General features: G+C 68.4%; 28 protein-coding genes. 18 read left to right on the top strand and 10 right to left on the bottom strand.

The annotated features are described in order from the left end of the window. Positions 1–12 precede the first annotated feature (12 nt). From H074_RS26380 to H074_RS26365, 4 genes are all read left to right on the top strand, one after another. The gene (locus H074_RS26380; RefSeq protein WP_007033127.1) at positions 13–900 is read left to right on the top strand and encodes a LysR substrate-binding domain-containing protein; all 888 of its coding nucleotides are present in this window, start codon (positions 13–15) and stop codon (positions 898–900) included. A 194-nt stretch (positions 901–1,094) separates the two neighbouring features. Further along, on the top strand, positions 1,095–2,477 hold the full coding sequence (locus H074_RS26375; protein WP_007033126.1) for an amino acid permease: 1,383 nt from the start codon (positions 1,095–1,097) through the stop codon (positions 2,475–2,477). Positions 2,478–2,554: 77 nt separating this feature from the next. Continuing rightward, positions 2,555–3,370 carry an alpha/beta fold hydrolase gene (locus H074_RS26370; RefSeq protein ID WP_039923433.1) on the top strand — a complete coding sequence of 272 codons (816 nt, stop codon included), beginning with the start codon at positions 2,555–2,557 and terminating at the stop codon, positions 3,368–3,370. Between the two features lie 25 nt (positions 3,371–3,395). Further along, a complete protein-coding gene (locus tag H074_RS26365; RefSeq protein ID WP_161630699.1) occupies positions 3,396–3,680 on the top strand; it encodes a hypothetical protein in 285 nt (94 codons plus the stop codon). 730 nt (positions 3,681–4,410) lie between these two features. Here H074_RS26365 and bluB read toward each other — a convergent pair. Continuing rightward, positions 4,411–5,064 carry a 5,6-dimethylbenzimidazole synthase gene (bluB, locus tag H074_RS26360; RefSeq protein ID WP_039923497.1) on the bottom strand — a complete coding sequence of 218 codons (654 nt, stop codon included), beginning with the start codon at positions 5,062–5,064 and terminating at the stop codon, positions 4,411–4,413. A gap of 196 nt (positions 5,065–5,260) precedes the next feature. On the opposite strand from bluB, the gene H074_RS26355 reads away from it, so the two are divergent. Continuing rightward, entirely contained in the window at positions 5,261–6,064 is an 804-nt protein-coding gene (locus H074_RS26355; protein ID WP_007033122.1) for a ribosome hibernation promotion factor, read from the top strand. Positions 6,065–6,212: 148 nt separating this feature from the next. Here the strand turns inward: H074_RS26355 and H074_RS26350 are convergent, their stop codons facing one another. Further along, complete coding sequence (locus H074_RS26350) at positions 6,213–6,608, bottom strand: spore germination protein GerW family protein (protein WP_007033121.1); 396 nt, start codon at positions 6,606–6,608, stop codon at positions 6,213–6,215. Positions 6,609–6,659: 51 nt separating this feature from the next. Next, the gene (locus H074_RS26345; protein ID WP_007033120.1) at positions 6,660–6,926 is read right to left on the bottom strand and encodes a hypothetical protein; all 267 of its coding nucleotides are present in this window, start codon (positions 6,924–6,926) and stop codon (positions 6,660–6,662) included. A gap of 164 nt (positions 6,927–7,090) precedes the next feature. On the opposite strand from H074_RS26345, the gene H074_RS26340 reads away from it, so the two are divergent. The 3 genes from H074_RS26340 to H074_RS38830 all read left to right on the top strand — a co-directional run bounded on the left by H074_RS26340 (position 7,091) and on the right by H074_RS38830 (position 9,619). Beyond that, positions 7,091–7,528 (top strand): DUF2267 domain-containing protein, encoded by a 438-nt coding sequence (locus tag H074_RS26340; protein WP_007033119.1) that lies wholly within the window; start codon positions 7,091–7,093, stop codon positions 7,526–7,528. 142 nt (positions 7,529–7,670) lie between these two features. Then, a complete protein-coding gene (gene ppk2 / locus H074_RS26335) occupies positions 7,671–8,489 on the top strand; it encodes a polyphosphate kinase 2 (RefSeq protein WP_039923494.1) in 819 nt (272 codons plus the stop codon). Then, positions 8,486–9,619 carry a CHAD domain-containing protein gene (locus H074_RS38830; protein ID WP_007033117.1) on the top strand — a complete coding sequence of 378 codons (1,134 nt, stop codon included), beginning with the start codon at positions 8,486–8,488 and terminating at the stop codon, positions 9,617–9,619. The genes ppk2 and H074_RS38830 overlap by 4 nt, the downstream gene beginning before the upstream one ends. A gap of 292 nt (positions 9,620–9,911) precedes the next feature. Here the strand turns inward: H074_RS38830 and H074_RS26325 are convergent, their stop codons facing one another. Then, entirely contained in the window at positions 9,912–10,562 is a 651-nt protein-coding gene (locus H074_RS26325; protein WP_007033116.1) for a LiaF transmembrane domain-containing protein, read from the bottom strand. Continuing rightward, on the bottom strand, positions 10,559–10,852 hold the full coding sequence (locus H074_RS26320; protein WP_039923432.1) for a DUF4342 domain-containing protein: 294 nt from the start codon (positions 10,850–10,852) through the stop codon (positions 10,559–10,561). The genes H074_RS26325 and H074_RS26320 overlap by 4 nt, the downstream gene beginning before the upstream one ends. 179 nt (positions 10,853–11,031) lie before the next feature. Here H074_RS26320 and H074_RS26315 point away from each other — a divergent pair, with 179 nt between their 5' ends. Next, the gene (locus H074_RS26315) at positions 11,032–12,033 is read left to right on the top strand and encodes a zinc-binding alcohol dehydrogenase family protein (protein WP_039923491.1); all 1,002 of its coding nucleotides are present in this window, start codon (positions 11,032–11,034) and stop codon (positions 12,031–12,033) included. 12 nt (positions 12,034–12,045) lie between these two features. Here the strand turns inward: H074_RS26315 and H074_RS26310 are convergent, their stop codons facing one another. The 3 genes from H074_RS26310 to gap are packed head-to-tail and all read right to left on the bottom strand — an operon-like array spanning position 12,046 to position 15,133. Continuing rightward, positions 12,046–12,993, bottom strand: a complete 948-nt coding sequence (locus H074_RS26310) for a DUF3048 domain-containing protein (protein WP_152521505.1) — start codon at positions 12,991–12,993, stop codon at positions 12,046–12,048. A 14-nt stretch (positions 12,994–13,007) separates the two neighbouring features. Then, positions 13,008–14,117, bottom strand: coding sequence for an N-acetylglucosamine-6-phosphate deacetylase (gene nagA, locus H074_RS26305; RefSeq protein ID WP_007033112.1), 1,110 nt, complete (start codon positions 14,115–14,117; stop codon positions 13,008–13,010). Then, positions 14,114–15,133 (bottom strand): type I glyceraldehyde-3-phosphate dehydrogenase, encoded by a 1,020-nt coding sequence (gene gap / locus H074_RS26300; RefSeq protein WP_007033111.1) that lies wholly within the window; start codon positions 15,131–15,133, stop codon positions 14,114–14,116. Before gap ends, nagA begins: the two co-directional genes overlap by 4 nt. A 363-nt stretch (positions 15,134–15,496) precedes the next feature. On the opposite strand from gap, the gene H074_RS26295 reads away from it, so the two are divergent. The 8 genes from H074_RS26295 to H074_RS26260 all read left to right on the top strand — a co-directional run bounded on the left by H074_RS26295 (position 15,497) and on the right by H074_RS26260 (position 23,880). Further along, a complete protein-coding gene (locus tag H074_RS26295) occupies positions 15,497–16,657 on the top strand; it encodes a glycosyltransferase family 87 protein (RefSeq protein WP_161630698.1) in 1,161 nt (386 codons plus the stop codon). 263 nt (positions 16,658–16,920) lie between these two features. Next, positions 16,921–17,457 (top strand): flavodoxin domain-containing protein, encoded by a 537-nt coding sequence (locus tag H074_RS26290; protein WP_007033109.1) that lies wholly within the window; start codon positions 16,921–16,923, stop codon positions 17,455–17,457. Next, positions 17,441–18,355 (top strand): universal stress protein, encoded by a 915-nt coding sequence (locus tag H074_RS26285; RefSeq protein WP_039923425.1) that lies wholly within the window; start codon positions 17,441–17,443, stop codon positions 18,353–18,355. The genes H074_RS26290 and H074_RS26285 overlap by 17 nt, the downstream gene beginning before the upstream one ends. Before the next feature lie 10 nt (positions 18,356–18,365). Beyond that, positions 18,366–18,971 (top strand): CBS domain-containing protein, encoded by a 606-nt coding sequence (locus tag H074_RS26280; protein ID WP_007033107.1) that lies wholly within the window; start codon positions 18,366–18,368, stop codon positions 18,969–18,971. Further along, positions 18,968–19,867, top strand: coding sequence for a universal stress protein (locus H074_RS26275; protein ID WP_007033106.1), 900 nt, complete (start codon positions 18,968–18,970; stop codon positions 19,865–19,867). The genes H074_RS26280 and H074_RS26275 overlap by 4 nt, the downstream gene beginning before the upstream one ends. Continuing rightward, positions 19,864–22,251: a phosphoketolase family protein gene (locus tag H074_RS26270; RefSeq protein ID WP_007033105.1), complete on the top strand. Its 2,388-nt coding sequence runs from the start codon at positions 19,864–19,866 to the stop codon at positions 22,249–22,251. Before H074_RS26275 ends, H074_RS26270 begins: the two co-directional genes overlap by 4 nt. Positions 22,252–22,313: 62 nt before the next feature. Next, complete coding sequence (locus H074_RS26265) at positions 22,314–22,721, top strand: Hsp20/alpha crystallin family protein (protein ID WP_007033104.1); 408 nt, start codon at positions 22,314–22,316, stop codon at positions 22,719–22,721. A 76-nt stretch (positions 22,722–22,797) separates the two neighbouring features. After that, positions 22,798–23,880 (top strand): acetate/propionate family kinase, encoded by a 1,083-nt coding sequence (locus H074_RS26260; protein WP_007033103.1) that lies wholly within the window; start codon positions 22,798–22,800, stop codon positions 23,878–23,880. A 78-nt stretch (positions 23,881–23,958) separates the two neighbouring features. Here H074_RS26260 and H074_RS26255 read toward each other — a convergent pair whose 3' ends face one another. Together H074_RS26255 and H074_RS26250 are read right to left on the bottom strand one after the other, a co-directional pair. Further along, entirely contained in the window at positions 23,959–24,435 is a 477-nt protein-coding gene (locus tag H074_RS26255) for a universal stress protein (RefSeq protein ID WP_007033102.1), read from the bottom strand. Then, a complete protein-coding gene (locus H074_RS26250; protein ID WP_235096885.1) occupies positions 24,432–24,845 on the bottom strand; it encodes a CBS domain-containing protein in 414 nt (137 codons plus the stop codon). Before H074_RS26250 ends, H074_RS26255 begins: the two co-directional genes overlap by 4 nt. Positions 24,846–24,990: 145 nt before the next feature. Between H074_RS26250 and H074_RS26245 the strand changes: the two genes are divergently transcribed. After that, a complete protein-coding gene (locus tag H074_RS26245) occupies positions 24,991–25,575 on the top strand; it encodes an Rv1733c family protein (protein WP_007033100.1) in 585 nt (194 codons plus the stop codon). Positions 25,576–25,603 lie beyond the last annotated feature (28 nt).

Genomic DNA, 25,603 nt, shown 5'->3' with positions numbered 1-25,603 from the left:
TGCACTTTGGCTATGACCGCGCCGGAGCTTGACTCCTTGCGCCTGCTCGTCCTCGTCGAGGAACTGGGCAGTATCGGGCAGGCCGCAGCCGCACTCGGGATCACGCCGTCGTCGGCGAGCAAACGGCTGTCCACTGTGGAACGGAGGCTCGGCCTGGTGCTGATGGACCGGACCCGCCGCGGTTCCGCGCTCACCCCGGACGGCCGCGTCATCGCCGGCTGGGCGCACCGCGTGCTCGCGGAACTCGACGGACTGCTCGACGGCGCCGAGGCCCTGCGGACCCGGCGCGAAGCCGAACTCCGGGTCGCGGCGAGCATGACACTGGCCGAGCATCTCGTCCCGGGCTGGATCGGCGAGCTCAAACGCGCGAACTCCGGCCTCCACCTCGGTCTCGAGGTCACGAATTCGGATCAGGTCGCAGAACTGGCCCGCGAAGGCGAGGTCGACATCGGTTTCGTCGAATCGCCCGGCGCGACGGCCGGTCTCATGTCACGGAAGGTCGCCGTGGACCATCTCGTGGTGGTCGTCTCCGACGCCCATCCGTGGGCGCGCGTAAGTCGTCCACTGACCCCGGCTGAGCTCGCGATCACGCCACTCGTGACGCGGGAACAGGGCTCCGGAACCAGGAGAACGGTCGACGCCGCCCTGCGCAAGGCCGGGGTGAGGGCGGTGAAACCCTTGCTGGTACTGGGTTCCGCGTCCGCAGTACGCAACGCCGTGATCGCGGGCGCGGGCCCCGCGGTGATCAGCGCATGGGATGTCGCGGACCACGCGCTCGTGCCTGTCGCGGTGGAAGGGGTCGACTTCGTCCGGGTGCTGCGCGCGGTGTGGCCCGCCGGGCGGCGCCTCGGCGGCCCGGCGGCGGAACTGCTGGCCTTGGCGGTGCGCCGGTCGTCCTGAGGGGTATCTGGACCCCTTTCCCGCATCGTAACTGGCTCTCGTCCAGCGCCCGACTTGTTCCTACGGTGACCGGAACCACAATGGAGCTCCCAGCGCCACCGCCCCGGCGGTGCGTGCGAGAAGGAGGAGACGTGACTTCAGCGTCCGACCCGGCACAGAGCAGCGGCCTGAAACCAGGGCTCAAGCAGCGACATATGAACTTGATCGCCCTCGGCGGCGTCATCGGAGCCGGACTGTTCGTCGGCAGCGGCGTGGTCATCCAGTCGGCGGGCCCGGCCGCGGTGGTCTCGTTCCTCATCGCGGGCCTGATCACCGTGCTCATCATGCGCATGCTCGCGGAGATGACGATCGCCAAACCCGCCCTCGGGTCGTTCTACGTCTACGCGAGGGAAGCGCTCGGCAACCGCGCGGGCTTCGCCGTCGGGTGGATGTACTGGTACTTCTTCGTCATCGTTGTGGCGGTCGAAGCCGTCGCGGGCGGCCGGATCCTGCAGCTGTGGGTACCGGACGTGCCACTGTGGGTGCTCAGTCTCGGCCTGCTCCTGATCCTCACCGGCACCAACATGGTCTCGGCGCGGTCCTACGGCGAGTTCGAATACTGGTTCTCCTCGATCAAGGTGGTCGCGATCGTCGTCTTCCTGGTCGTCGGTGCCTTGTACCTGTTCGGTTTCTGGCCGGGTGCCCGAGGCGGCGTGACGAATCTGGTGTCCCATGGTGGATTCGCACCACTGGGCATCGGCGCCGTGCTCGCGGCGGTGGTCCCGTGCATCGGTTTCTACACTGGAGCGGAGATCGTCACCATCGCCGCCGCCGAGTCCGCGGAGCCGAAGAAGGCGGTCGCGAAGGCCATGCGGTCGATCATTTTCCGGGTAGTGCTGTTCTACGTCGGTTCGGTGTTCCTCGTCGTCGCGATCAAGTCCTGGGACGATCCGGCGACCGCGGTCAGCCCGTACGCGGCCGTGCTGGAGGTGCTCGGCATCCCGGCCGTGGCGACGATCATGAACGCGATCGTCCTGACCGCGGTGCTCTCGTGCCTGAACTCGGCCCTCTACACTTCGTCGCGGATGCTGTTCGCGCTCACCGGCAACGGCGACGCGCCGAAGACGTTCACCCGGCTTTCCCGCAGCGGTGTGCCGAGGCGCGCGATCCTGGCCGGGACGGTCATCGGGTACGTGTCCGTCATCGCCGCCTACACCTCGCCGGACCTGATCTTCCAGTTCCTGGTCAACTCCTACGGCGCCGTCGCGCTTTTCGTGTACCTCTCGATCGCGCTCGCGCAGGTGCGGCTCCGGCGCAGGCTGGAACGAGAGGATCCGGACAAGCTCACGCTCAAGATGTGGCTGTTCCCGTGGTTGAGCTACGCGACCATCGCCCTGATGGCCGGGGTGATCCTGGCGATGGCGCTGCTGCCGTCGACGCGCTCGCAGTTCTGGCTCAGCGCGGTGACGCTCGCGCTGATCCTCGTCGGGTTCGAGATCCGCAGGCGGCGCGGCAGGCCGGTGGCCGAGGTTCCCGCCGTGCCCGTCGATCCCGTTCCGGGTGAACCCAAGCGGGCCCCGGCCGCCGTCCGGGAATGACCCGGTCCATCCGGTGAAGGTGGTCCCGCCCGTAGGTTCGCCTGCGGGCGGTTCACTACCTACAGTATGTTCAGAATATGGTGAAACTTAGCGAGGTGCTCCGAAAGGACGGCTACGAGCTGCGGTACGGCGATCTCGCGGGGGAGCGGCGGCCTGTCGTCTTCACTCACGGCGCCGGGATGGATCACCGGATGTTCGACGCGCAGGCGCGCGCCCTGCACGACGCCGGCCATCGGGTGATCAGCTGGGACCAGCCGGGACACGGGGAATCGAGCCTCCCGCCGGGTACGCGGTTCAGCGCGGCCCTCGCCCTCGACGCTCTGGTCTCGCTCCTCGATCACCTCGGGCTCGACCGTCCGATCCTGATCGGGCACTCTCTCGGCGGGAACCTCTCCCAGGCGCTCGTCCGCCGTTTCCCCGAACGCGCGTCCGGCCTCATCGTCGTGGACTCCACCTGGAACGAAGGGCCACTGACCGCCACCGAACGGCTTCTGCTGAAACTCGCGGCGCCGTCACTGGCGCTCATCCCCGCCGCGCGGCTCCCCGGCCTCATGGCCCGTGCCTCGGCCGTGACACCGGAGGGGATCGCCGAGTGCGAGGAGACGTTCGCGCGGATGCCCAAACGCGTCTTCCTCGACGTCTGGCGGGCCACCGTGTCGCTCGTCGACCCGGATCCGGGATATCGCGCGGCCGTCCCGCTCGCCCTCATCCGCGGTGAAGACGACCGCACCGGCAACATCACGACCGCGATGCCCCGCTGGGCGAGGGCCGAAGGTGTGCCCGAACACGTCATCCCCGGTGCCGGACACGTGGTCAGCGTGGACGCCGGGGAGGCGACCACCAAGGCCATCGAGACCATCATCGAGGGCTGGAGCGCGCCCGGTTCCGTGTGACCGGAAGGCGAAGGTGTCCGGATCGTTGCCGGGCTTCATCCTGCTGGACGTGTCCGGGTGCGCCATTCTGCGGAATCGTGGACGGGCTCGAAGGGGATGGGCGTCGAACGCGTGGTGGGCGCTGTACGCGCCCGCGGACTTCTACGTCCACGTGGTGCTCAAGAGTGTGCATCCCGCCGTCGACGACGACCCCTCCGCCGAGAGGGTCTTCGTGGCGTCGTGCCTGTTCGTTCTGGCGAGTTTGGCGGCCGGACGGCCTGACCGGCGGTACCGGTGCGTTCATGGGGTCGTGCCGGTCGTGTCCACGTGATCCTCGTGGACGGTTATGCGGTGCCGTTGACCTGCGTGAACCGGATGAGGCTGGGGCTGATGTCCACGAGTGGACGGTGGACACCGGTTTTCGCCGGATTCTGGTTCTCGCCGGTACGGGGGGGGACCAAGGGTCCAGCTCGTGCCAGTGCCTTGATCCCGATCCAGGGGGTCGAGTCCTGAGTCTCTTCTGCGTGGTTGCGGCGGAGTGCGGGAACTGTGGTCTCAGCTGGAACTGGGATCGCGCCCTTTGTGACGGGGCCTCGAGCGTAAGACGCGCTCGGGGCCTTCGTCGTGTCTACGGAGACTCGGCCGCCGCGCGGTAGACACCGGTTCGGTCGACGGCACTTCTCATGTGCGTGCCCGTGCCGGACGATTTTCGCGTTCCGGTCCCACCCCCGGGATGTCACCGACCGGGCCTGGTGGTTCCAGCCGCCGAGGCCCGACTGGTGAGGCAGTGCTCGTACATCTGCAACCACGATGCGCGGCACCCTCGCCCGCCTTTGTCGCCCTGGGGCGGCACCGTGCAGACAACGGTCAGACCGACCTGGCCGGAGGCCTTCGTCATCACGTTGGCCGTCGGCCTGACGATCTTCCTGAACGTGCGCCGTCCGGCAGGCGTGGCGGTGCGACTCGGCCGTCGTCGACGTGGTTTGAGAAAGCACCCGTTGTCGGGCGGGGGCGAATCCGGTGCATCGCTCACGGACGTCCGTCCCCGCCGGGAACCGAGATCATGCGGGATCGACGTTCGCGTACTGTTCGTGGTGAAGAACGGCGCTGAGCGGGAGGCGATCCCGCCAGCCGTGGCGTTCCAGATCGGGCACTGTCGGAAGGTCGCGCACCGGCCCCACGCACAGCCACGCCACGGGGCGGACTCTTTCCGGCAGGCCGACCAGTTCGCGAAGGAACTCTTCACGGTAGAAGCTGACCCAGCCGACTCCGAGTCCTTCGGCGGTCGCGGCCAGCCACAGGTTTTGGATGGCCAGGCACACCGAGTACAAGCCGGCGTCGGCGATGGCATGCCGGCCCAGCACCGCGGGGGCGCCGCGTGCCGGGTCATAGCCGACCACGATACCTAGGGACGACTCCATGATGCCCTCGATCTTGACCCGGGCGAAGACGCGTTCCCGCTCAGCGTCCAACTGGCTCGCGAACACCCGCCGTTCGGTTCGCACGTGCTCCCGGAACGTCTTGCGAACGTCCATATCGGACACGACGACGAAGTCCCACGGCTGGGAGAGGCCGACGCTCGGTGCAGCGTGCGCCGCGCTCAACACGCGATGCAGCACCTCCCTCGGAATCGGCTCCCCGGTGAACTCACCCCTGGTGTCCCGCCGCCGATGGATCGTCTCGTACAGCAAGCTATCGACCGTCTCACGTGTCATGAGCCAGATCGTGCCTGCCCCGGTGACGACCTCGTCGGCCAGGTCATGACCTGCCACCTCCAGGTGCGGAGAAGACCCGGTACGTGGGGAGTTCCGCCAGACCCCAAGGTCTCTCGTGCCGACGGCCTTGGTCCCTAGGGAGGAACCGGTCGCCGGTGTCCGATGGAGGAGAACCCCTTCGGAAAGGACGAACGAAATGCGGACGAACGGGACCACGACGACACCGGACGTGCGGGTGACGGTACGCGGAGACCTCCCGCCCGCACTGGCCGAACGTGCCGGGAGGAAAGTGTCGCGCCTGTTCGGTCTCGCCCATCGCCCTGTGCTCGCTGCCTCGGTACGACTCAGCAGGTACGGAAACCCCGCCGTGGAACGACCGGTGATCGCCCAGGCGAACCTCGACGTCGGCGGAAGGCTGCTCCGCGCGCAGGCGGCCGCGCCGACCGCCGAGGAGGCGATCGACCGCTTGGACGCGAAGCTCCGTCGTCAATTGGAGCGGAGCGCACTTCACTGGGAGGCCAAGCGCGGGCGGCGCCCGGGGTCCGAACCCGGCGAATGGCGGCACGAATCCGTACCGGCAGCGCCGACGCCGTGGTTTCCCCGGCCGGAAGGTGAGCGGGAGATCATCCGGCACAAGTCCTACTCGCTCCATCAGGCCACTGTGGACGAAGCGTTCTTCGATATGCATCTTCTCGATTACGACTTCCACCTGTTCATCGAGACGGGGACAGGGCAGGACAGCGTGCTCTACCACGCCGGTCCCACCGGACACAGACTGGCGCAGCCGATCCCGCCTGGGCCGCACCGGCTCAGTCCGTTCAAGCTCGCGGTGACCGTCAGCGGGCACCCGGCTCCGTTGCTGGACACGACCGAAGCGGTGGATCGGCTGGATCTGCTCGGACAGCCTTTCCTGTTCTTCGTCGACGGGGAACGCGGCCGGGGGAGCGTGCTCTATCACCGGTACGACGGCCACTACGGCCTGATCACCCCGGCGGACTGATCGAATGGCGTCGGAGCTGCCGAGGCGCCAGTGGATCGGACGGGAAAGCGGCCATGAAGCCGGCTTGGACATCGGTGGTGGGTCTCGTGAGTGGTAAGGACGGTTAGAACCGTCCTTACCACTCACGAGACCCACCACGATCCGCCGCTCAGGTCACCTTCGCGCGCCGACCCCCTGCCTCCGCCACCGTCGCGAAAGTCTCCGGCTCGGTGTGCTGCTTGAGCCTCGCGAGGCGTGTGGCCGCGAACAGCGCCGCCACCGCGATCATGCCGAGCGTGGCCAAGAGGCGGTTCACGTCGACGGCGGGTTCCCAGCGCAGTTCGCCGTCCTTGATGACGTACGCTCCCACCGGCTTGGCCGACAGACCGAACCCGCCTCCTTCGCCTGACCGGCCCTTCGCGTCACGACTGTCACCACCCCCGCCGCCGGTGCCGACCGTGGCCGCCACGATCACCGTGACCCCATCGACCTGGTACGGCTCGCCGTAGACCATCTTGGTTTCGAGACCGTCCTTGGCCTTCTTCAGCAGTTCGTCGACGTTCATGTCGTGCTCCCAGGGTTGGTGGTGCGGATGTGGCAGGTGTCGCGCCGGGTGTCATCTCCCACGCGGCGGTACCGGTACCGGCAGGCCGATCCCGTAGTGGCCCAGTGGTCGCAGGATCTCCTCCAGCGGTTCTGTGACCAGGCAGGACGCGAGGTTCAGCCGGGTCGCCGTCACCAACACGGCGCTGGCGGCTTCGCCCGCTTGTAGCCTGCTGAGCGGAGTGTCGTCCGCGGTCGACAGTACGGTCAGTGCGGCGCCATCCTGGGCATCGGTGTCGGCGAGCGGCCGCTGAACCGCCTGGCCCAGGTTCCGGCCCATCGCTTCCTCCTCGGATCGGGCTGACTTCATGCTCGCTGTCTCCGGATCGCGATCACAGGGGCGAACGGCCCCGGCGGGCGTGACGGAGCCGAGGGCCCTTCGACCCTTCCGCCGCCGGTGGCCGTGGGTGAACCTGGACAGCGCGACGGACGCGGGAGGAAGCCATGACGGATCCCTTCACCCATGCGGAGGACGCCGCGAAGAAGTGGCTCGCCATCGTGGGCGAACACCTTGGCACCGAAGACCGGTACACGGCATACAGAATGCTCAGGGCTTGGCTGCACGTGGTCAGGGACAGGCTGACGGTCGTGGCCGCGTCCCGCTTCGGGGCGCAGCTGCCTGGCCCCCTCAGGGGCGTGTATTACGAAGGCTGGACACCGGGCCACGTCCCCACGCGCTACGACGTACCGGGGTTCATCGCGAGATTCGCCGGTTCCGCCGGCATCACCCGCGCCGAAGTACCGCCTCACGCCGCGGCCGTCACCACGGCGCTTGCGCTGCTCTGTTCGCCCGGAGAACTCGAACGCGTTGCCGGGCAGCTGCCCGCGGGCGTGCGGGCGCTGCTCGCCGGTACCGGCGAGCAGCGGCGCGAGGACGGATGATCGGCGGCTACAACCGTCCAGAGTGGAGTGTGGAGACGCCCGGACGAGAGCCGGATGTCTCTCGCCGCTCATGACCAAAGACCTCTCCGCCGTCGACGTACGGCCGAATCCCGATGCCGCCTGGATTCGTACCGTCGAGGTCATGGCGGGCAAGGACAAGGCGCGGATCCCGCGCGTGGCGTACGAACGGGAACTGCTGCGGCTGCAGGCCGAGCTGGTCAAACTCCAGGAGTGGGTGCGGTACGAGGGGGCCCGTCTCGTCGTGGTGTTCGAGGGTCGCGACGCGGCCGGGAAGGGCAGCACGATCAAACGGGTCATCGAGCATCTGAACCCGCGCGTCGTGCGGATCGCGGCCCTGCCGAGGCCCACTGGACGTGAACGGACGCAATGGTACTTCCAGCGCTACGTCGAGTACCTGCCCGCGGCGGGGGAGATCGTGCTGTTCGACCGCAGCTGGTACAACCGCGCCGGGGTCGAACGGGTGATGGGTTTTTGCACTCCCGAAGAGCACAGGCGGTTCCTGCAGCAGTGCCCGATCTTCGAGCGGCTGCTGGTCGACGACGGCATCCTCCTGCGCAAGTATTGGTTCTCGGTCAGCCGGGACGAGCAGGAACGGCGGTTCCGGAGCCGGATCGACGATCCGATGCGCCGCTGGAAACTCTCCGCGATGGACCTGCGGTCCGTGACGCAATGGGAGGACTACTCGCGGGCGAAGGACGACATGTTCGTGCATACCGACACCGCCGAATCTCCTTGGTACGTGGTCGAAAGCGAGGAAAAGCGGCGTGGGCGGCTCAACATGATCGCGCACCTCCTTTCGAGTGTGCCCTATCACGAAGTCGCCCAAGAGGCGGTTTCACTCCCTTCCCGGCCGGAATCGAGCGGCTACTGCCGTCCTGACCGGGTGCTGCAGACCTACGTCCCGGACTACGCGGCGACCTTGAAGGAGGCAAGTCCATGAGCGCGATCGCCGGTACCGCACGCGATACCGTGTATTTCGACACGGTTTCCCTGCGCCTGCTCCGAAACGGCATGACGTTGGGTGTCGACAACGGACGGTGGTGCCTCGAAACACCCGACGGGCCGATCCGCTTCGCCGGTCCGGGTCTGGCCGTCCCGCCGACTCTTTCCCGGTTGGTGCGGGCGTATACCCGTGACGACGACCTGGTGGCCGTCGCACGGGTCGGCGACGGCGGGATGGCGGAACTTCACGCGGTGCTCGACCACCGGATCGCGCGATCGCTTCGACCTCCCGACGATTCCGCACGGGGAGTGGTCCTCCGCTATGTGCGTGCGCAGATCGCGGCGCTCGCCGCCGCGGATCTGGCCGTCCGGCGGGACAAGCCGGACGCGGTGCATCGGATGCGGGTGGCCACCCGGCGGCTGCGAGGCGTCTTCTCCGCCTATGCCAGGGTGCTGGGCGGACGGAGACTGCTCAAGACGCTGAGTGGCGAATTGCGCTGGCTCGGCGGGGAACTCGGCCCGGCGCGTGACATCGAGGTGCAGTGGGCTCGCTCACGGCCTTGGGCCGGCGATCGGACGAATGCGTGCTTCGCCGTCCTTTCAAATGAGGCGCGCGATCGGGTGCGGTGCGCGCTCGACGGCCGCCGGTATCTGCAGTTGCTCACCGCGCTGGACGTTCTCGAGGTGGTGCTGAGCGAGAAGCCCCGGCACCAGTGGCCCAAAGCGGCCCGGCGGCCCGCCGCGCGAGTGCTTCCCGGCTTGGCTCGAGCAGTGGCCGAGAACGTCGGCGACCGTGTATCCGGAGTCGCCGCGCAACCCGCCGGTCCTGAGCGTGACCGTGCTGTCCACAGTGTGCGGAAAGCCGCGAAGCGGTTGCGGTACGCGCTGGAGGCCGGCGCCGAAACGCTACCGGTCGACGCCAAGCACGCACTGCGTGCCTTCCAGGGCATTCTCGGGGAATTCCAAGACGCCGTCGTCGCACGCGAGCTCTTGAGTGCCTTGGAGGTCACGGTCGGTACCCTGACGGCGGTGCGGGCCCAAGAGACGGCCAACGCCGATCGATGCGTGACCGCGCTGCCGGGCACCTGGCGTGATCTCCGCCGTGCTCTTCAGCCTTTGTGGACCTAGTGGCTGCTGCGGTACCGCCGCTACACCTGGGCCGCCGGGGTGCCTCTTCTGGGTGTTCCCAGCGTGGCGTGTCGTGGTGGTGGGCCTCGTGAGTGGTAAGGACGGTTCTAACCGTCCTTACCACTCACGAGGCCCACCACCTGGGCCGACCATGCGCCCCGCCTCCGCCACGTCGCGAAAGCCACTTTCGGGACATCCAACGTCGCGAAAGTGGCTTTCGCGACACGCCCCGACATCACGACACGTTTGCCTTACCCCTCGATAAACCCGAATCGCCACTCACGACAGTGCGTCATTTCTCCGGTGTGTTCGTGACCTCGACGCCCCCGAAGATCGCGGTCGCGTTCACGGTGAGCACGGGAGCGTCCGCCGGGAGGTCAGCGGTACCGTTGGTCTTGTCGTCGAGGCCGCCCATGAACGGCAGACCGCCGAGTGAGATCCGCCAGCCCCGCGGTACCAGTACTTTGACACCGCCGAACAAGGCGAAAGCGTCGACCGTCGCGCCTTCGTCGATCCGCGCTTGACGGAGATCGAGCGTCGAACCGCCGAAGATCGCCGAGACGTCGGTATGCCGCAGGTGACGCGACTGCTCCCTGGTGCTCGCCCCGCCGAACATCACGAGCGGTGTCCTGGTGCCGTGTTCCCGGCGCAGCCCGGCGAGCACGGCGAATCCCGCCACCGCCAGCAGAGTCGGCCACCACAGGCCGCCTTCCGCCAGGTCCAGTGTGCCCGCGAGCAGGATGAGCCCGATCACCGTCACCGCGGCGGGACCGATCGACACCCGTCGCTGGGAAAGCATCGCGACGATGCCGAGGCCGACCAAGGAGACCGGCCACCACGCGCTCAGGAAGCCACCGGATTCCAGGACGCCGGTCGCGTCGAGAACGCCGAGCACGCCCAGCGCGACCAGGACGAGCCCGACCCAGAACCGCACGGCTTTCACGACGGTCCCTCTTCCGCCGTGGGGCCGCCGCGGCGTTCGATCGCGATGGACCACGGTCCCGCGAGCGCGGCGATCGCGCCGGCCGCGGTCACGACCGGTGCGAGAACGGCGGCGACGAGGCCGGCGTTCACGGGGACGTCGAGGACTACGCGGTCTTCGGTGTCCTTGACGACGATGCGCCGGACGTTGCCCTCGCGGGCGAGCCGTCGCACCTTTTCGGTGAAGACTTCGCGCCCCGCCCGTCGCGTCGCGGATTCGGTCACCTGGTGCTCTTCATTTTGCCCAGCCATGGTTTCCCTCTCCCTTCCGCTTCCACGGTGAGGCTTCGGCTCGCCGGGCGGCAGTGACCTTCGGTCCTTCCCCGCGGCCGAAAGGTCGTCGGTCCCGAGGACGACCGGATGTCGCGGCGCGCGCCCGGGTGCACGATCCTGGCCGGAGGACTGTCTGACGGAGGAGGCCGATCGTGAAGATGCGTGCCTGGAGGGTCACTCGGCCTGGGCCGATGGCCTCGAACCCTCTCGACTGGGCGGAGGTGCCGGTCCCGCGACCGGCCCCCGGTGAGGTGCTGGTCAGAGTGCTGGTGTGCGGGGTCTGCCGCACCGATCTGCATGTCACCGAGGGGGACCTGCCGGTGCATCGGGCCGGGGTGACGCCGGGCCACGAGGTCGTCGGCGAGGTGGTCGCCGCAGGGGACGACGTCTCGGGCTTCGCCGCGGGCGACCGGGTGGGAATAGCCTGGCTACGCGAAACCTGTGGCCGGTGCCGGTACTGCCGTCGCGGCCGGGAGAATCTGTGTCCGGAGTCGCGATACACCGGCTGGGACGAAGACGGGGGATACGCCGAGTTCGCCGTCGTACCGGCCGCTTACGCCCTTTCGCTGCCCGATGGGTACACCGACGACGAGCTCGCGCCGTTGCTGTGCGCCGGGCTGATCGGGTACCACGCGCTGGAGCGGGCGCAGGTACCCGAAGGCGGCCGTCTGGGGATCTACGGATTCGGCGGAAGTGCCCACCTGACCGCCCAGGTGGCGATCGCCCGTGGCGCCACCGTGCACGTGATGACCCGCAGTGAGGAAGCCAGGAGTCTGGCGCTGGCTCTCGGAGCGGCATCGGCTGTGGCGGCGGCCGAGCCGCCGCCGGAGCCCCTGGACTCGGCGATCCTGTTCGCGCCTGCCGGGGAATTGGTCCCACCCGCCCTCGAGGCCCTCGATCGGGGCGGGACGTTGGCGCTGGCAGGGATCCATCTCTCCGACATCCCGTCCCTGAACTATCAGCGGCATCTCTTCCAGGAACGCCAGGTGCGCAGCGTCACGGCGAACACACGTGCCGAGGCACGGGAGTTCCTGGCGTTCGCGGGTACCCGCCACCTCGAGGTGAGCACGGTGCCGTACCCGCTGGCCGGCGCGGACCGGGCGCTCACGGATCTGGCGGCGGACCGGGTCAATGGCGCGGCCGTGCTGCGGACGAGCTGACCGTCGCGTCGTTCAGGCGGGGACGAGCAGGATCCACAAAGGTCCGTCGGAGACCGGAAGCGGCTGCCCGGACGCGGTTTTGAACCGGGTCGGCGCCTGTACCGTCGCGCGGTCCCAGGTAGCCGCGAATCGCTGCCCGTTCCGCCACACCGTCGCCTGCCCGGTGCCGACCGTCTGAGCGACGGGGGAGTCGGGGACCGTGCCGGTCTCCCCGCGTTCGCCGAGCCGGACGGCGACCCGCTGTTCGACGACCGTCGCCGCGACGGCCTGACCGTCCTCCACCGAGGTCAGTGGCGAGCCGTCCAGACCGATCAGGTACCTGCCGACGTTCGGGGACCAGGTGAAAGTGAAGGCGGCCGCCGGATAGCGGATCACCGCGGTGGCGGCCGGTACGCCGGATTCCGGTGCGGCGCCCGACGACGGGAACGCGCCCTCCGGCGCGACCTCACCGTCGGGGACCTGGTGCGGGCGCAGATAGAGATTGTGCGGTGACGGCCGGGTCTCGTCGCGGAAGTACGCGTTCGGCAGCTCCGACGGTGAGGCATTCGTCAGTGACGCCGAGTGCAAGGTAGACAGCAGTTCCGGCGCGGCGCCCGAATAGGCGAGAGCCGGTCTTCCGTATTGCGCCAGCAGCCCGAGGTCGGTGGCTCGCGCGCTGCGCACCGGGCCGATCACCGACGGCGGGCGGCTCCGGTAGAGCGCGAGCAGCCGGGTCAGTCCGCCCTCGACGGGTTCCACGTACACGATGTCCGCGGCGCCCAGACCGGTCTGCGGGCGGGCGGCCGCCACGTTGTCGATCTTGACGGCCAGTACCGCGCGGCGATCCGGGGCGAGCGCTTCGCCGGACGAGGGGGACGGATTCGCGCCGGTTCCGCCGGACAGCTCTCGCACGATCAGGACCACCACGGCGGCGACCACCAATGCCCCCGCGGTCGATGCGATCCACCAGGACTTCTTCACGAGGACGGTACCTTTCATTCGCCCGGTTCGACGGGGATGCCGCGGTGGAAGACGTACCGGAGCCGCATGGCGTCGTCGAGAACCAGCACATCGGCGCGGTCGCCGGGCCGCGACAGGCCGATGTCGGCTCCTGGAAACAGCCTCGCCGGGGTGCCGGTCGCCGCGTTGACGGCCGCCTCGCTCGTGATGCCGATGTCGCAGGCGTGGCGGACGGCTCCGAGCAAAGTGATGGTCGTACCCACCAGAGTGCCGTCGGCGCGTCGGGCGACGCCGCCGGAGACTTCGAAGCCGACACTTCCCAGCCGGTAGTGCCCGTCCGGACAACCACCGGCGGCGAGAGCGTCGGTGACCAGGACGATCCGGTCCGCCGCCGCCCGGAACGCCAGCTGAATCGCCTCGGGAGCCAGGTGGCTGGGGTCGGCGATCAGGCCGACGGCCACCTCACGGCGGGTGAGGGCGGCACCGACGATGCCGGGGTCGCGATGGGTGAACGGACGCATCGCGTCGAAAAGATGCGTGATCAGCCGGGCGCCGTGATCGATCGCGGCGTGTGTGGCCGCGGCGGTGGCGTCGCTGTGTCCACAGGAGACGAGGACCCCGGACCGCACACACAGGTCGACCAGTTCCAGGGCACCCGGAAGTTCGGGAGCGAGGGTCAGTTGCGTGACGGGCCCGGCGGCCAGCAGCCGCCGCGCGAGCGTGAGGTCCGGTGCGCGCAAATACTCGATGGGATGGGTGCCGGGCCGGTCCGAGGACAAGAAGGGGCCTTCCAGATGGACACCGAGGACGCGGGCCCCGCCGGGTGTGGAGTGAGCCTTGCCCGCCGCGATGATCGCACCGATCGTCCGGTCGGGCCGGTCGGTGATCAGCGTCGGCTGATAAGCCACGACGCCGGTCCGCGCCAGTGCGGTGGCGGCGCGCTGATGGTCGCCGGCGCCCGCCGTCAGAAAATCCACTCCGGCGAAGCCGTTGACCTGGAGATCGATCAAACCGGGAATGGCAAGGCCACGACCGGGACGGCAGAGCCCCACGGCGGCGATCCGGCCGGAGTCCTCGTCGATCCCGACATCCCCCGCGCGATAGCTCCCGTCCACCAAGGCACCGGAGACACCCAGCCGCTTCATCGCGACGGCAGCGTGCGAGCGATCAGCTCCACCAGTTCCACCGTGCGGGTCGCGTAGCCCCATTCGTTGTCATACCAGCCGAAGACCTTCGCCAGATGCGAGTCGGCCTTGGTCAGTGGGGCGTCGAACACGCACGACGCGGGATCGCCGATGATGTCGCGCGACACCACGGGCGCTTCCGTGTAGCGCAGAATCCCTTTGAGGGCACCGTCCGCGGCCTCGGCGAACACGTGGTTGACCTGCTCGGCGGTCACCGGGTGCTCGAGTTCGACGGTGAGGTCGGTCAGCGAGCCGTCCTCGACCGGCACGCGCACCGCGACCCCGTCGAGTCTGCCCGCCAGTTCCGGGATCACCAGTCCGATCGCTTTGGCGGCGCCGGTGCTGGTGGGCACCACGTTGACCGCCGCCGACCGGGCACGGCGCGGATCCTTGTGCGGACGGTCCAGCAGGGCCTGGTCTCCGGTGTAGCTGTGGATGGTGGTGAGCAGGCCGCGCCGGATACCGAAAGCCGAGTGCAGAACCTTCACCATCGGCGCGACGCAATTGGTCGTGCACGACGCGTTGGAGATGATGTGATGGTTCGCGGCGTCGTAGCCGCCTTCGTTGACGCCCAGCACGATCGTCGCGTCGACATCCTTGCCCGGCGCGGAGATCACGACCTTCTTGGCCCCGGCGGCCAGGTGCGCGCCCGCGGCTTCACGAGTCCTGAATCTGCCGGTCGACTCGACGACGACGTCGACGCCGTACTCCTCCCACCGCAGCCGAGCCGGATCGGCCTCCGCTGTGACCTGGACGAGGTGATCCCCGACGCGGAGAGCCTCGTCGTCGACGATCTCGACCGGTGTCCGGAGCCTGCCGTACGTGGAATCGTGGACCAGCAGGTGGGCCAGCATCTCGGGCGAGGTGATGTCGTTGACCGCCACCACTTCGATCGGGCTTTCCGGTGACTCCAGTACACAGCGGAGAATATCCCGGCCGATCCTGCCGAAACCGTTGATCCCGAGCCGTACCGTCATGATCGTCTCCCTTGTCGTCCTGCGGTCCACCGATGATCTGCCCGGCATCGAGGGGCGTCGTAGAGACGAAGGTCCTTTGCCGGCCGGGTCGTGAGTGATAAGGGTCGTCAGAACGACCCAAATCACTCACGACCCGATTTTTCAGTGCGATGGAAAAGTGCCTGCCTTCGGCGTAGTCGAATTCGTCTTTCCGGTGGCCGGGCCGTGGCCGGATCCGCCGATAGGCTCGACGCCTGCCGAGGCGCCGCGGGGAGCATAGAGGTTCTGGAGTGGTTCGCTGGGAGTCTTCCTGTGTCTGTGACGCAGCACCGTTTTGTTCGATTCGCGCCCTGGCTCCTGCTTGCGCTCGCCGCGGGCGTGGCCGTGCGAATCGGCCTGTCGACCGACAGCGGTCTCGCCGCGATGTCCGACGCCCGAATCTATCGGGCGGGAGCGGTCGCCTGGTGGAATGGGGAAGATCTGTACAACAGTTACTTCCACGGCGGCGGAAATCCCGCGCTATATACCTACCCGCCGTTCTCGGTGCTGCCGCTGGGCGCGATTCTCGCCGTCTACCCGCTCGGATTCCTGCTGCTGACCGCCGGCAGCGTCGGTCTGTTGTTCCACATCATGTTGCTGGTACTCGACCGGCTGAGGCAGGGCCTGCCCTACCGGTATCTGATCGCCGCCATCGCCACTTTGTGCGCCGTTCAGCTCGAACCGGTCACTCAAACGTTGTTCTGGGGTCAGATCAACATCCTTCTGTTGTGGCTGGTCGCCTTCGACTGCCTGCACCGCCATCCCGGACTGCCTCGAGGTGTCCTGGTCGGCGTCGCCGCCGCGCTCAAACTGACCCCGCTGGTGTTCGTATTGTTCTTCCTTTTGGGCAAGGAGTTCAAGCCGGTGCTCTACGCGGCGTTGTCCTTCGTCGTCTGCACCGGGCTCGGTTGGCTGATCGCGCCGCGCGATTCCCTCACGTTCTGGACTTCGTCGGTTTGGGCGCCGGGCAGAGTCGGGAACGGCTCGCTGGCCGGTAACCAGTCACTTCGCGGGATGCTGTCCCGGCTCGGCCTTTCCGGTGAGGCCGTGGCGCTCTGGTGGCTCGCCCTGGGCGCGGTGGTCGTGGCAGTTTCCGCCGTGATCGTCTTCCGGTACCGGCGCGCCGGACGTGACGTCCCGGCGTTCCTGAGCACGGCCGCGGTCGGGACGCTGTCGTCCCCGATGTCGTGGTCCCATCATTGGGTGTGGTTGTGCCCGCTGTTGTTCGCCCTGGTCTTGAAACTGGATCGCAGACCTTCGATGATCATGGTCGCCCTCACGGCGGCGGGCGGATCGGCGGTTCTTGCCTTGCACTGGCGCTACTCGCCGAGCCCTGACGCACCGTGGTGGACCCATGTCGTGGGTGAAAGTTACACCTGGGTCGCGCTGGGAATGCTGGCGTGCCTCACCGTGCTCTCGCCGGACCGTAATCCGCCGACCGCGCGATCCGCCACCGCCCCGGTTTCCACGACAGGGCGTGGCTCGCCCCGCCCTCCGGGGAAATGACGAAGGCGTGCCCGACCGCGATGGGGGCTCGTGAGTGGTAAGGACGGTTCTAACCGTCCTTACCACTCACGAGTCCCGCCATCAGGACGGTGAGTCCTGCCGTGTTCACGGCGTGAGGTAGAGACCAAGGTCCTCCTCCCGGAAGGAGCTGTGCCGCCGAGGTGATCGAGCCGGGACCGTGGGCCCGGCCCGCCGGGACTTCGGTCTCTCCTCCCGGGCCCCGTACTGGTCGAAGCTGGGAAGCGACCAGACAGGAGAGCGAAATGAAGATCCTCGTAGCGGCGGCCAGCCGCCACGGCGGGACCTGGGAGATCGCGGAGGAGATCGGGCGCGCCCTCACTTCGGAGCTGCGCGGGCACGCGGTCGTGCGGGTGTCGCGGGCCGAGGACGTCACGACGGTCGAGGAATTCGACGTCGTTCTGGTGGGCAGTGGTGTCTATCTGGGGCAATGGCTCGAGCAGGCGAGAGACGTCGTCGGCGAGCACGCCGAGGTCCTCAGGACCAAGAACGTTTGGCTCTTCTCCAGCGGCCCGGTGGGGACGCCGCCCAAGCCCGCGGAGGATCCCGTGGACGTCGCCAGGCTGATGGTGTCGTCCGGGGCGCGCGGGCACGTGGTGTTCCCGGGCCGGATCGACCGGAGTCTGCTGCGGTTCGCCGAACGAGCGGTCGTGACGGCCCTCCGGGTCAAGGACGGTGACTACCGGGATTGGCCGGCGGTGCGGGCTTGGGCGGGAGAAATCGCGGCCGCCTTGAAGCCTGCTCGGACGAGAGAGGTGAGTGATCATGCCGAGCGCGGCTGAAGGCGCGGTCGTCGTGGGGATCGACGGTTCGGGGTCCGCCCGGCGGGCCGCGGTGTGGGCGGCAGGCGAAGCCGCCAAGAGGGGTGAGCGGCTTCGGCTGGTCCACGTGTACACGATCCCCCAGGTGAGGATGCCCGCGGTGGTGCCGTCCGCCGAGGGGATCCGGTCGGCCTTCGAGGCGCGAGGAGCACGATGGCTCGCCGAAGCCTGTGACGCGGTGGCCGAGCGCTACCCGGACCTGGTCGTCGAGACCGCGGCGCGTGAATGGGTCCCGGTGGCCGCGCTGATCCAGGAATCGCAGGCGGCGACCATGATCGTGCTGGGTTCCCGCGGCCTCGGCGGTTTCACCGGTCTGCTGGTCGGATCGACGGCGGTGGCCTTGGCGCAGCACGGTCATTGCCCGATCGTCGTCGCGAGGGGGAGACGCCTCGAAGACGTTCCACCGGAGACCGGCCCCGTCGTCGCGGGCACGGACGGCTCCGAATCGAGCGACGCGGCCTTGGCCTTCGCCTTCGACGAAGCGTCGCTCCGGGGCACGGACCTGATCGTGGTCAGGGTGTGGAACGAGGTCACCGACCACGAATCGGCCAGGGCGCACGCCTTGACGGTGGATCCGGACGCGATCGAGTCGGCGGAGCGCCGAGCGACCGACGAACAACTCGCGCCTTGGCGGGCCAAGTTCCCGGATCTGCGCGTCGAGACGGTGATCGCCCGCGGCCGTCCGGTCCGCGCGCTGCTCGGTTTCGGCGAACATGCCCAGCTGCTCGTCGTCGGTTCGCGAGGCCGCGGCGGGTTCCAGGGGATGTTGCTCGGCTCCACGAGCCAGGCACTCGTCGTGCACTCGGAATGCCCTGTGGCGGTCATTCGTCCGGCTTTGACCGGACGGGAAAGCGAGTGAGGAGCTCACCATGCGAGCACGGGACCTGATGTCCGCGCCGGTCGTCACGGTGACGCCGGGGAGCACCGCCAAACACGCCGCCGAACTGCTGGCGGAAAAGGGATTCACCGCGTTGCCGGTGGTCGACGAGGACGACCGCCTGATCGGCATCGTGACCGAAGCCGACCTCATCAGGAACCGCTTCCCGGACGACGTCCGCTCGGGCCGGGATCCGGAGGCACGGCCGAGGCCGGGGCTGACCGTCGGTCAGGTGATGACGATGCCGGCCACGGGGATGAGCACCGGCGCGAACGCCGCCGACGTCGGCAGGGCCCTGCTCGACGGACACATCCGCGCGATGCCCATCGTGGACGGTTCCAAGGTGGTCGGAATCGTGACGCGGGGCGACTTCGTGCGTGCCTTCGCCCGCTCCGACGAGGCGATCATCGCGGACGTCCGCCATCGCTTGACGATCTACGGCGGACCGGACCGGTGGACGGTCGAAGCCCGCGACGGGGTCGTCCGGGTGGACGACGCGTACGACAGCTACACCGATCGTCATGTGGCCAAGCTGCTGGCCGAGGCGGTTCCCGGTGTCGTGGAAGCGAAAGTGACCTATCAGGAGGACGAGCAATGAACGCGGCGGACCGGAAGATCGTCGTCGGAGTGGACGGGACCGAGCCGGGAAGGGCGGCCGTACGGTGGGCCGCCGCCGTCGCCGAGGAACGACTGCTGAAGATGCTCATCGTACACGCTCTGCGCGTCGACAAGCTGGCTTACGGAGCCGGATTGGCGGGCCCCACGCCGTGGTACGACGTCCTCGCCGAGGAAGGCCAGCGAGTTCTGGAGGAGGCCGTCGGACAAGCGCATTCGGTGGCACCCGGAGTGGACGTGGACACACGAATGCCGGCGGACTCCCCGGTGCCCACCTTGATCGACGCCTCGAAGGCGGCGGCGATGGTGGTCGTCGGCGGCACCGGTAAGGGCTTCTTCGGCGAGATGACGATCGGTTCGACGGCGTCGGCGGTCGTCGCCCACGCCCATTGCCCCGTGGTGGTGATGCGGGGCCGCAAGAACACCACCGCGTATCCGACCGAGGGGCCGATCGTGGTCGGGATCGACGGCAGCCCGCTGAGCGAGCGCGCACTGGAGATCGCCTTCGAAGAGGCCGCGTGGCGGAAGGCCCGCCTGGTCGCGGTCCACGCGTGGCGCGATGTCACCTATGACGACGCCTACGGCATGGCGCGCCTCGTCGTGCAGTGGGAGTCGATCGAGGACGAAGAGCGCCGTCTGCTCGCGCAGCGGCTCGCCGGCTGGCAGGAGAAGTATCCGGACGTCGAGGTCGAGCGGGTTCTGGTCCGGGACAAGCCGCGGCACATCCTGCTGGAATGGAGTGCCAAGGCCCAGCTGATGGTCGTGGGAAGCCGGGGCCGGGGCGGATTCACCGGTCAGTTGCTCGGCTCGACCAGTCAGGCGCTCGCGCACCACGCGGAGTGCCCGGTGATGGTGGTCCGGCCGGAGAAGTCGCGGTGACCGTTCTCGGTGCTCCCGCCGCGACCGCGGTGCTGTCTCCCGCCGAGCTGTCCCAAGTGGACGCTCAGTGGCGGGCGGCGAACTACCTCGCCGCCTGCCAGATCTACCTGATGGACAATCCGCTGCTGGAATCGCCGCTGAAGCCCGAGCACGTGAAACCGCGGCTGCTCGGTCACTGGGGTACCTCCCCGGGGCTGAATTTCGTCTACGCCCATCTCAACCGGGCCATCGTGCGGCGGAACCTGAACGCCATGTTCGTGACCGGACCCGGTCACGGTGGTCCCGCCCTTTACGCGAACACCTGGCTCGAAGGCAGCTACTCCGAGGCGTGGCCAGAGGTCCCGTACGACAAGACCGGCCTGCGTACACTGTTCCGGCAGTTCTCCTTTCCCGGTGGGGTGCCCAGCCATGTCGCGCCGCAGGTCCCGGGATCGATCCATGAAGGCGGCGAGCTCGGCTACTCCCTCGCGCACGCCTACGGCGCCGCGTTCGACAACCCGCATCTCGTCGTCGGCTGCGTCGTCGGCGACGGTGAGGCGGAAACCGGGCCGCTGGCCACCAGCTGGCATTCGGGCAGATTCCTCAACCCCGCCCGCGACGGCGCGGTGCTGCCGATCCTGCACCTGAACGGGTACAAGATCGCCAACCCCACCGTGCTTTCGCGGATCAGCGGCACCGAACTCGACGAACTGCTGCGCGGGTACGGATACGCCCCGCGTTACGTCGAGGGCGACGATCCGGCGGTCATGCACCAGGCCATGGCCGCGGCTCTGGACGGCGCGCTGGACGAGATCGACGGCATCCAGGTGCGGGCCCGCGCCGCGGGCGGGCCGACGGGCCCGGTGAGCCGGCCGATGATCGTGCTGCGCAGCCCCAAGGGCTGGACCGGACCATCCGTTGTGGACGGAAAGCAGGTCGAAGGGACCTGGCGTGCGCACCAGGTCCCGGTCCCGGACGCGCGAGGAAACCCGGAGCACCTGCGGCAGCTGGAGGAATGGCTGCGTTCCTACCGCCCGGAACTGCTTTTCGACGAGGAAGGCAGGCCGACGTCCGAGGTCACCGCGCTGATCCCGCACGGCGAGCTCCGGATGGGGTCGTCACCGCACGCCAACGGCGGTCTCCTACTACGGCCCCTGGAGTTGCCGGAGGTGCCGGCGCACGCGATCCCGCTCGTCCGGCCGGGCGGCGCGGTCGCGGAACCGACGCGGGTGCTCGGACGCTGGCTGAGGGAAGTGTTCGCGTTGAACCGCCAGGCCGCGAACTTCCGCTTGTTCGGTCCGGACGAGACCGCCTCCAACCGGCTCGACGCGGTGTTCGACGTGACGGCCAAGACCTGGCTGTGCGAGATCGAACCCGTCGACGAGCACCTCGCCGCCGACGGCCGGGTCATGGAGGTGCTCTCGGAACACCTCTGCCAGGGCTGGCTCGAAGGCTATCTGCTGTCCGGCAGGCACGGGCTTTTCTCTTGTTACGAAGCGTTCGTGCACATCGTCGACTCGATGCTCAACCAGCACGTCAAGTGGCTCAAGGTGCATCGGGGGATCCCGTGGCGGCGGCCGGTCGCCTCACTGACGTATCTGCTGACCTCGCATGTCTGGCGGCAGGATCACAACGGCTTCTCCCATCAGGACCCGGGATTCGTCGACCATGTCGCCAACAAGAGCCCGGAAGTCGTCCGGGTCTACCTGCCGCCGGACGCGAACACCCTGCTGTGGGTCGCGGAGCACTGCCTGCGCGGCCGGGACTACGTCAACGTGATCGTGGCGGGGAAGAACGACAGCCCCGTCTGGCTCGACGGCGAAGAGGCGGCGGTGCACTGTGCACGTGGCGCCGGGATCTGGGAGTGGGCGGGCACTCATCCGGATCGGGAACCCGACGTGGTCCTCGCCTGTGCCGGCGACGCGCCGACGGTCGAGGTGCTCGCTGCGGCCAAGCTCCTGCGGGAGTACCTGCCCGAACTCGCGGTCCGGGTCGTGAACGTGGTCGACCTCATGCGCCTGCAACCCGCCGCGGAGCACCCGCACGGCATGACCGATCGCGCGTTCGACGCCCTGTTCACCACCGACCGTCCGGTGATCTTCGCCTATCACGGTTATCCCTGGCTGATCCACCGGCTGGCCTACCGCCGCACGAACCACGGCGACCTGCACGTGCGCGGCTATATCGAGCACGGCACCACGACGACACCGTTCGACATGCTGGTGCGTAACAACATGGACCGCTTCCAGCTCGTGACCGACGTGATCGACCGGGTGCCAGGACTGCTCGCCCGTGCCGGTGCCGTCCGTCAGCGGATGACCGACGCGCGCGAGCGGCATCGCAGATGGATCGTCGAGCACGGTGAGGATCTCCCCGAAGTCCGCGACTGGGCTTGGGAAGCATGACGGGCCTCGCGCGTTTCCACACAGACGTGGCGGATACCCGACAAAAGAAAGGAAGTACGGAAATGACAACTCTCGTACCCGGTTCCCGGATGACCTTGCCCCGTATCGCGGCTTGGCTGGACAACCCGTGGCCGTTCGCCGAACACAACCCGGTGCGTATCGAAGAGTCCGTCGAGGACGGCAAGTACCTCGTCCGGGCCGAGCTTCCCGGTTTCGACCCGGAGGAGAACATCTCGGTCACCGCGCATGAAGGGCTGCTGACGATCACCGCCGAGCGCGAGGCGAGGACCGCGGAGCACGGTCGCAGTGAGTTCTACTACGGCAAGTTCAGCCGGACCGTCTCCCTGCCGTCCGGTGCGGATACGACGAAGGTCACCGCGGTCTACAAGGACGGCATCCTCGAAATCTCCATGCCGGTCGAGGACAAGCCGCAGGAGAAGCAGGTCAAGATCGAGGTCGGCAAGGGCTGACCATTCCGGGCCGGGCGGGCGAGCCGAACCCCCAGGGCACGCCCGCCCGGTGATCCTTGTGCTCGAAGGAGTCTTCATGCGTGTCCTGACGTTGAATCCCGGCTCTTCGAGCCTGAAATCGTCCCTGGTCGTCGACGGCTCGCCGGTCGGGTGGGCCGCGATGAGCCTGGACGACGTGCGCGACGCCGCGGAACAGGCTCTCGGCCGGTGGTCCACGGTGGACGTCGTGGCCATCAGGTTCGTGCACGGGGGTTCCCGGACCGGTCCGGTCCGGCTCACACCGGGCGTCGTGGACGCGCTCGAAAGGCTCAACCCGTTCGCCCCGCTTCACCAGCCGCAGTCGGTGTGCCTCGCGCGAGAGGTGTTCCGGCTGCGTCCTGGCCTGCCGGTGCTCGCGTCCTTCGACACGGCCTTCCACTCCCACCTTCCCGAGGAGGCGTCGAGGTACGCGTTACCACGGGAATGGACAAGCCAGGGACGCTTGCGCCGCTACGGTTTCCATGGTCTTTCGTGCCGTCACGCCGCGCGCCGTGTGACGGAACTGCTCGACGCCGGGAACCCGGAGTTCCTGTGCTGTCACCTCGGTGCCGGTGTCTCGGTGACCGCGGTCCGGGCCGGCCGGAGCGTGGACACGAGTATGGGCTTCACCCCGCTGGAGGGGCCGGCGATGGCGACGAGGTCCGGTTCGGTGGATCCGGGGCTGGTGCTGCACGTCATGCGAACGGCGCCGATGTCGGTCGAAGAGATGGAAGACACGCTGTACCACCGTTCCGGTCTCGCCGGGATGAGCGGGACGAACGGCGACCTTCGTGCCGTGCTGGCCCGGGAAGCGACCGGGAATCCCGACGCGGCGTCGGCTGTCGCCGTCTACCTGCACCGGATCCGCCGTGAGATCGGCGCGATGGCGGTGAGTCTCGACCGGATCGACGCCGTCGTGTTCACCGGCGGGGTCACCGAACATCAACCGGAGCTGATCGCGCGACTGGCCGGTGGACTGGGCGTTCTCGGGATCTCCGTCGATCCGGCTCGTTGTCTCGGTGACGGCGACCGCTTGATCAGCCCGGACGACGCGCCGGTGGCCGTCTTCGCCATGGAGACGGGTGAGGACGTCGAACTGGCGCGGGACGCCGAATCGGTTCTCTCGGTGGAACACGTATAGGCGAGCGCTTCAGTCCGTGAAGGCCTCCTTGAGGGACCTAGGGTCCCTCAAGGAGGCCTTCACGGACCGCACAACGGATCAGGAGGCCGTCGGGCTGAAGCGATGAACCGCCTGTGCCGACACCAGCACCACAGGACACGTCGCGTGCCGGACGCAGGCCGTGGAAACACTGCCGAAGACGAGTCTCCCGACCGCGCTCTTCGTGCCCGTGCCCAGTACGAGCAGGTCTGCCTCGCGCGCCGCCGCCAGCAGTTCCGACGTCGGATTCCCCTGCCGCAGCGAGGTCTTCACCTCGACGTCCGCGTGAAGCTCGTCCCGGATCCGTGCGACGGTGTCGTCGAGCGAATAGTTCTTCCGTACCGGGACCCTGCCGTGCGGCTGGAGGGCGAACGACGTGCCGGGAAGGAGTTCTTCCCGAGGCAGGACCAGAAGGACCTCCACCTCGTCACCGACGGCGGCGGCTTCGGTGATGGCCCATCGGATCGCTTCCTCGCTCTCGGCCGAGCCGTCGGCTCCCACGAGAAGGCGGCGGGTGTTGTCCGGATTCGTGTTCATGGTCGATTCCTTTGCGCGGATGGCCCGGCACGGAGAAGGTCCTGCCAGGTGATGACACCGACCACACGGCCGTGTTCGAGGACCGGGACGGATCGGAGCCGGCGCTCCAGCATCTTCGCCGTCAGTTCGGTCAGGTCGGCGTCGGGATGGGCACCGGCGGCCGGCCGTCGCATCAGCGCGCTCACCTTGGTGTGCCCGCTCAGCATGACCCCGCTGTCCGGTTCGCCGCCGGGGAGGTAACGCGCCCGGAGCAGATCCTCTTCGACCAGCAGGCCGAGCAGTTCGCCGGTGTCGCTGACGACCGGCAGCGAGGTTATTCCCTTGCCGGTCAGCACGGCGATCGCCTCGCCGATCGTGGCCGAGGGCGTCACCGCGATGACCGGGGTGGTCATGACATCACGTACTCGCATGAAAGCCAGTGTCGATCCGGTGGGCGGGCCGGGAATACGGCTGGAGGTCCTGCCCGGGCGGGACCGTCGCCTCTCCTGCCGGGCGGCTCGCCGAACGATGCTGGCGACGACACGTTCACGGCGAGCCACAGCGGAGGTCCAGGTCATGAACACGTCGTCTCGCTGGTCGCGAGCCTGGCACACGGTCCATCCCGGGCGGAACCCGCTCGCTCGCCGCGAAGATCGCATCGAGGCGTTCACGGTGCTTCTCGCGATCGCCATGGTGGTCCTTGCCCTGCCGGTCGCCGCGGCGGTGGCTTCCGGTGTCTTCGCGGCCCGCGCCGAACAAGCCGCGGCGGAACAGGCCACCAGATATCGCGCGGAAGCGACCCTGCTCGAAGACGGCGCGCCCATCGCCATCGCGGGCCGGTCGGGGGTCGTCCACGACACCTCGCCCGCCGAGGCCACGTGGGTCACGCGTGAAGGGGACAGCCGGGTCGGCGAGGTCCAAGCGACGCGGGGGAGCCGGGCCGGCGCGAAGGTCCCGGTCTGGCTCGACGGGGCCGGGAACCCTGTCGCGGTGCCGTTCACCGTTTCCGACGCACGCCTCCTTGGTGTCGGGACGGGAGTGGGTCTTTGGCTCGCCTTCATCGTGATCGTGCTGGCCGGGTACGGGTGCGTACGGGTCCTGCTCGACAGGGCCCGATCGGCGCGGTGGCAAGAGGAATGGCGCGAGTTCGCGTCCCACTAGCGGTGCCGAAGGTCCCTGTGCGCCGGGC

The sequence above is a fragment of the Amycolatopsis decaplanina DSM 44594 genome (assembly GCF_000342005.1).
GTDB classification, from domain to species: Bacteria; Actinomycetota; Actinomycetes; order Mycobacteriales; family Pseudonocardiaceae; genus Amycolatopsis; species Amycolatopsis decaplanina.
Note: the sequence above shows the minus strand (reverse complement) of the source record. Positions and strands in the feature narration are given on the sequence as shown.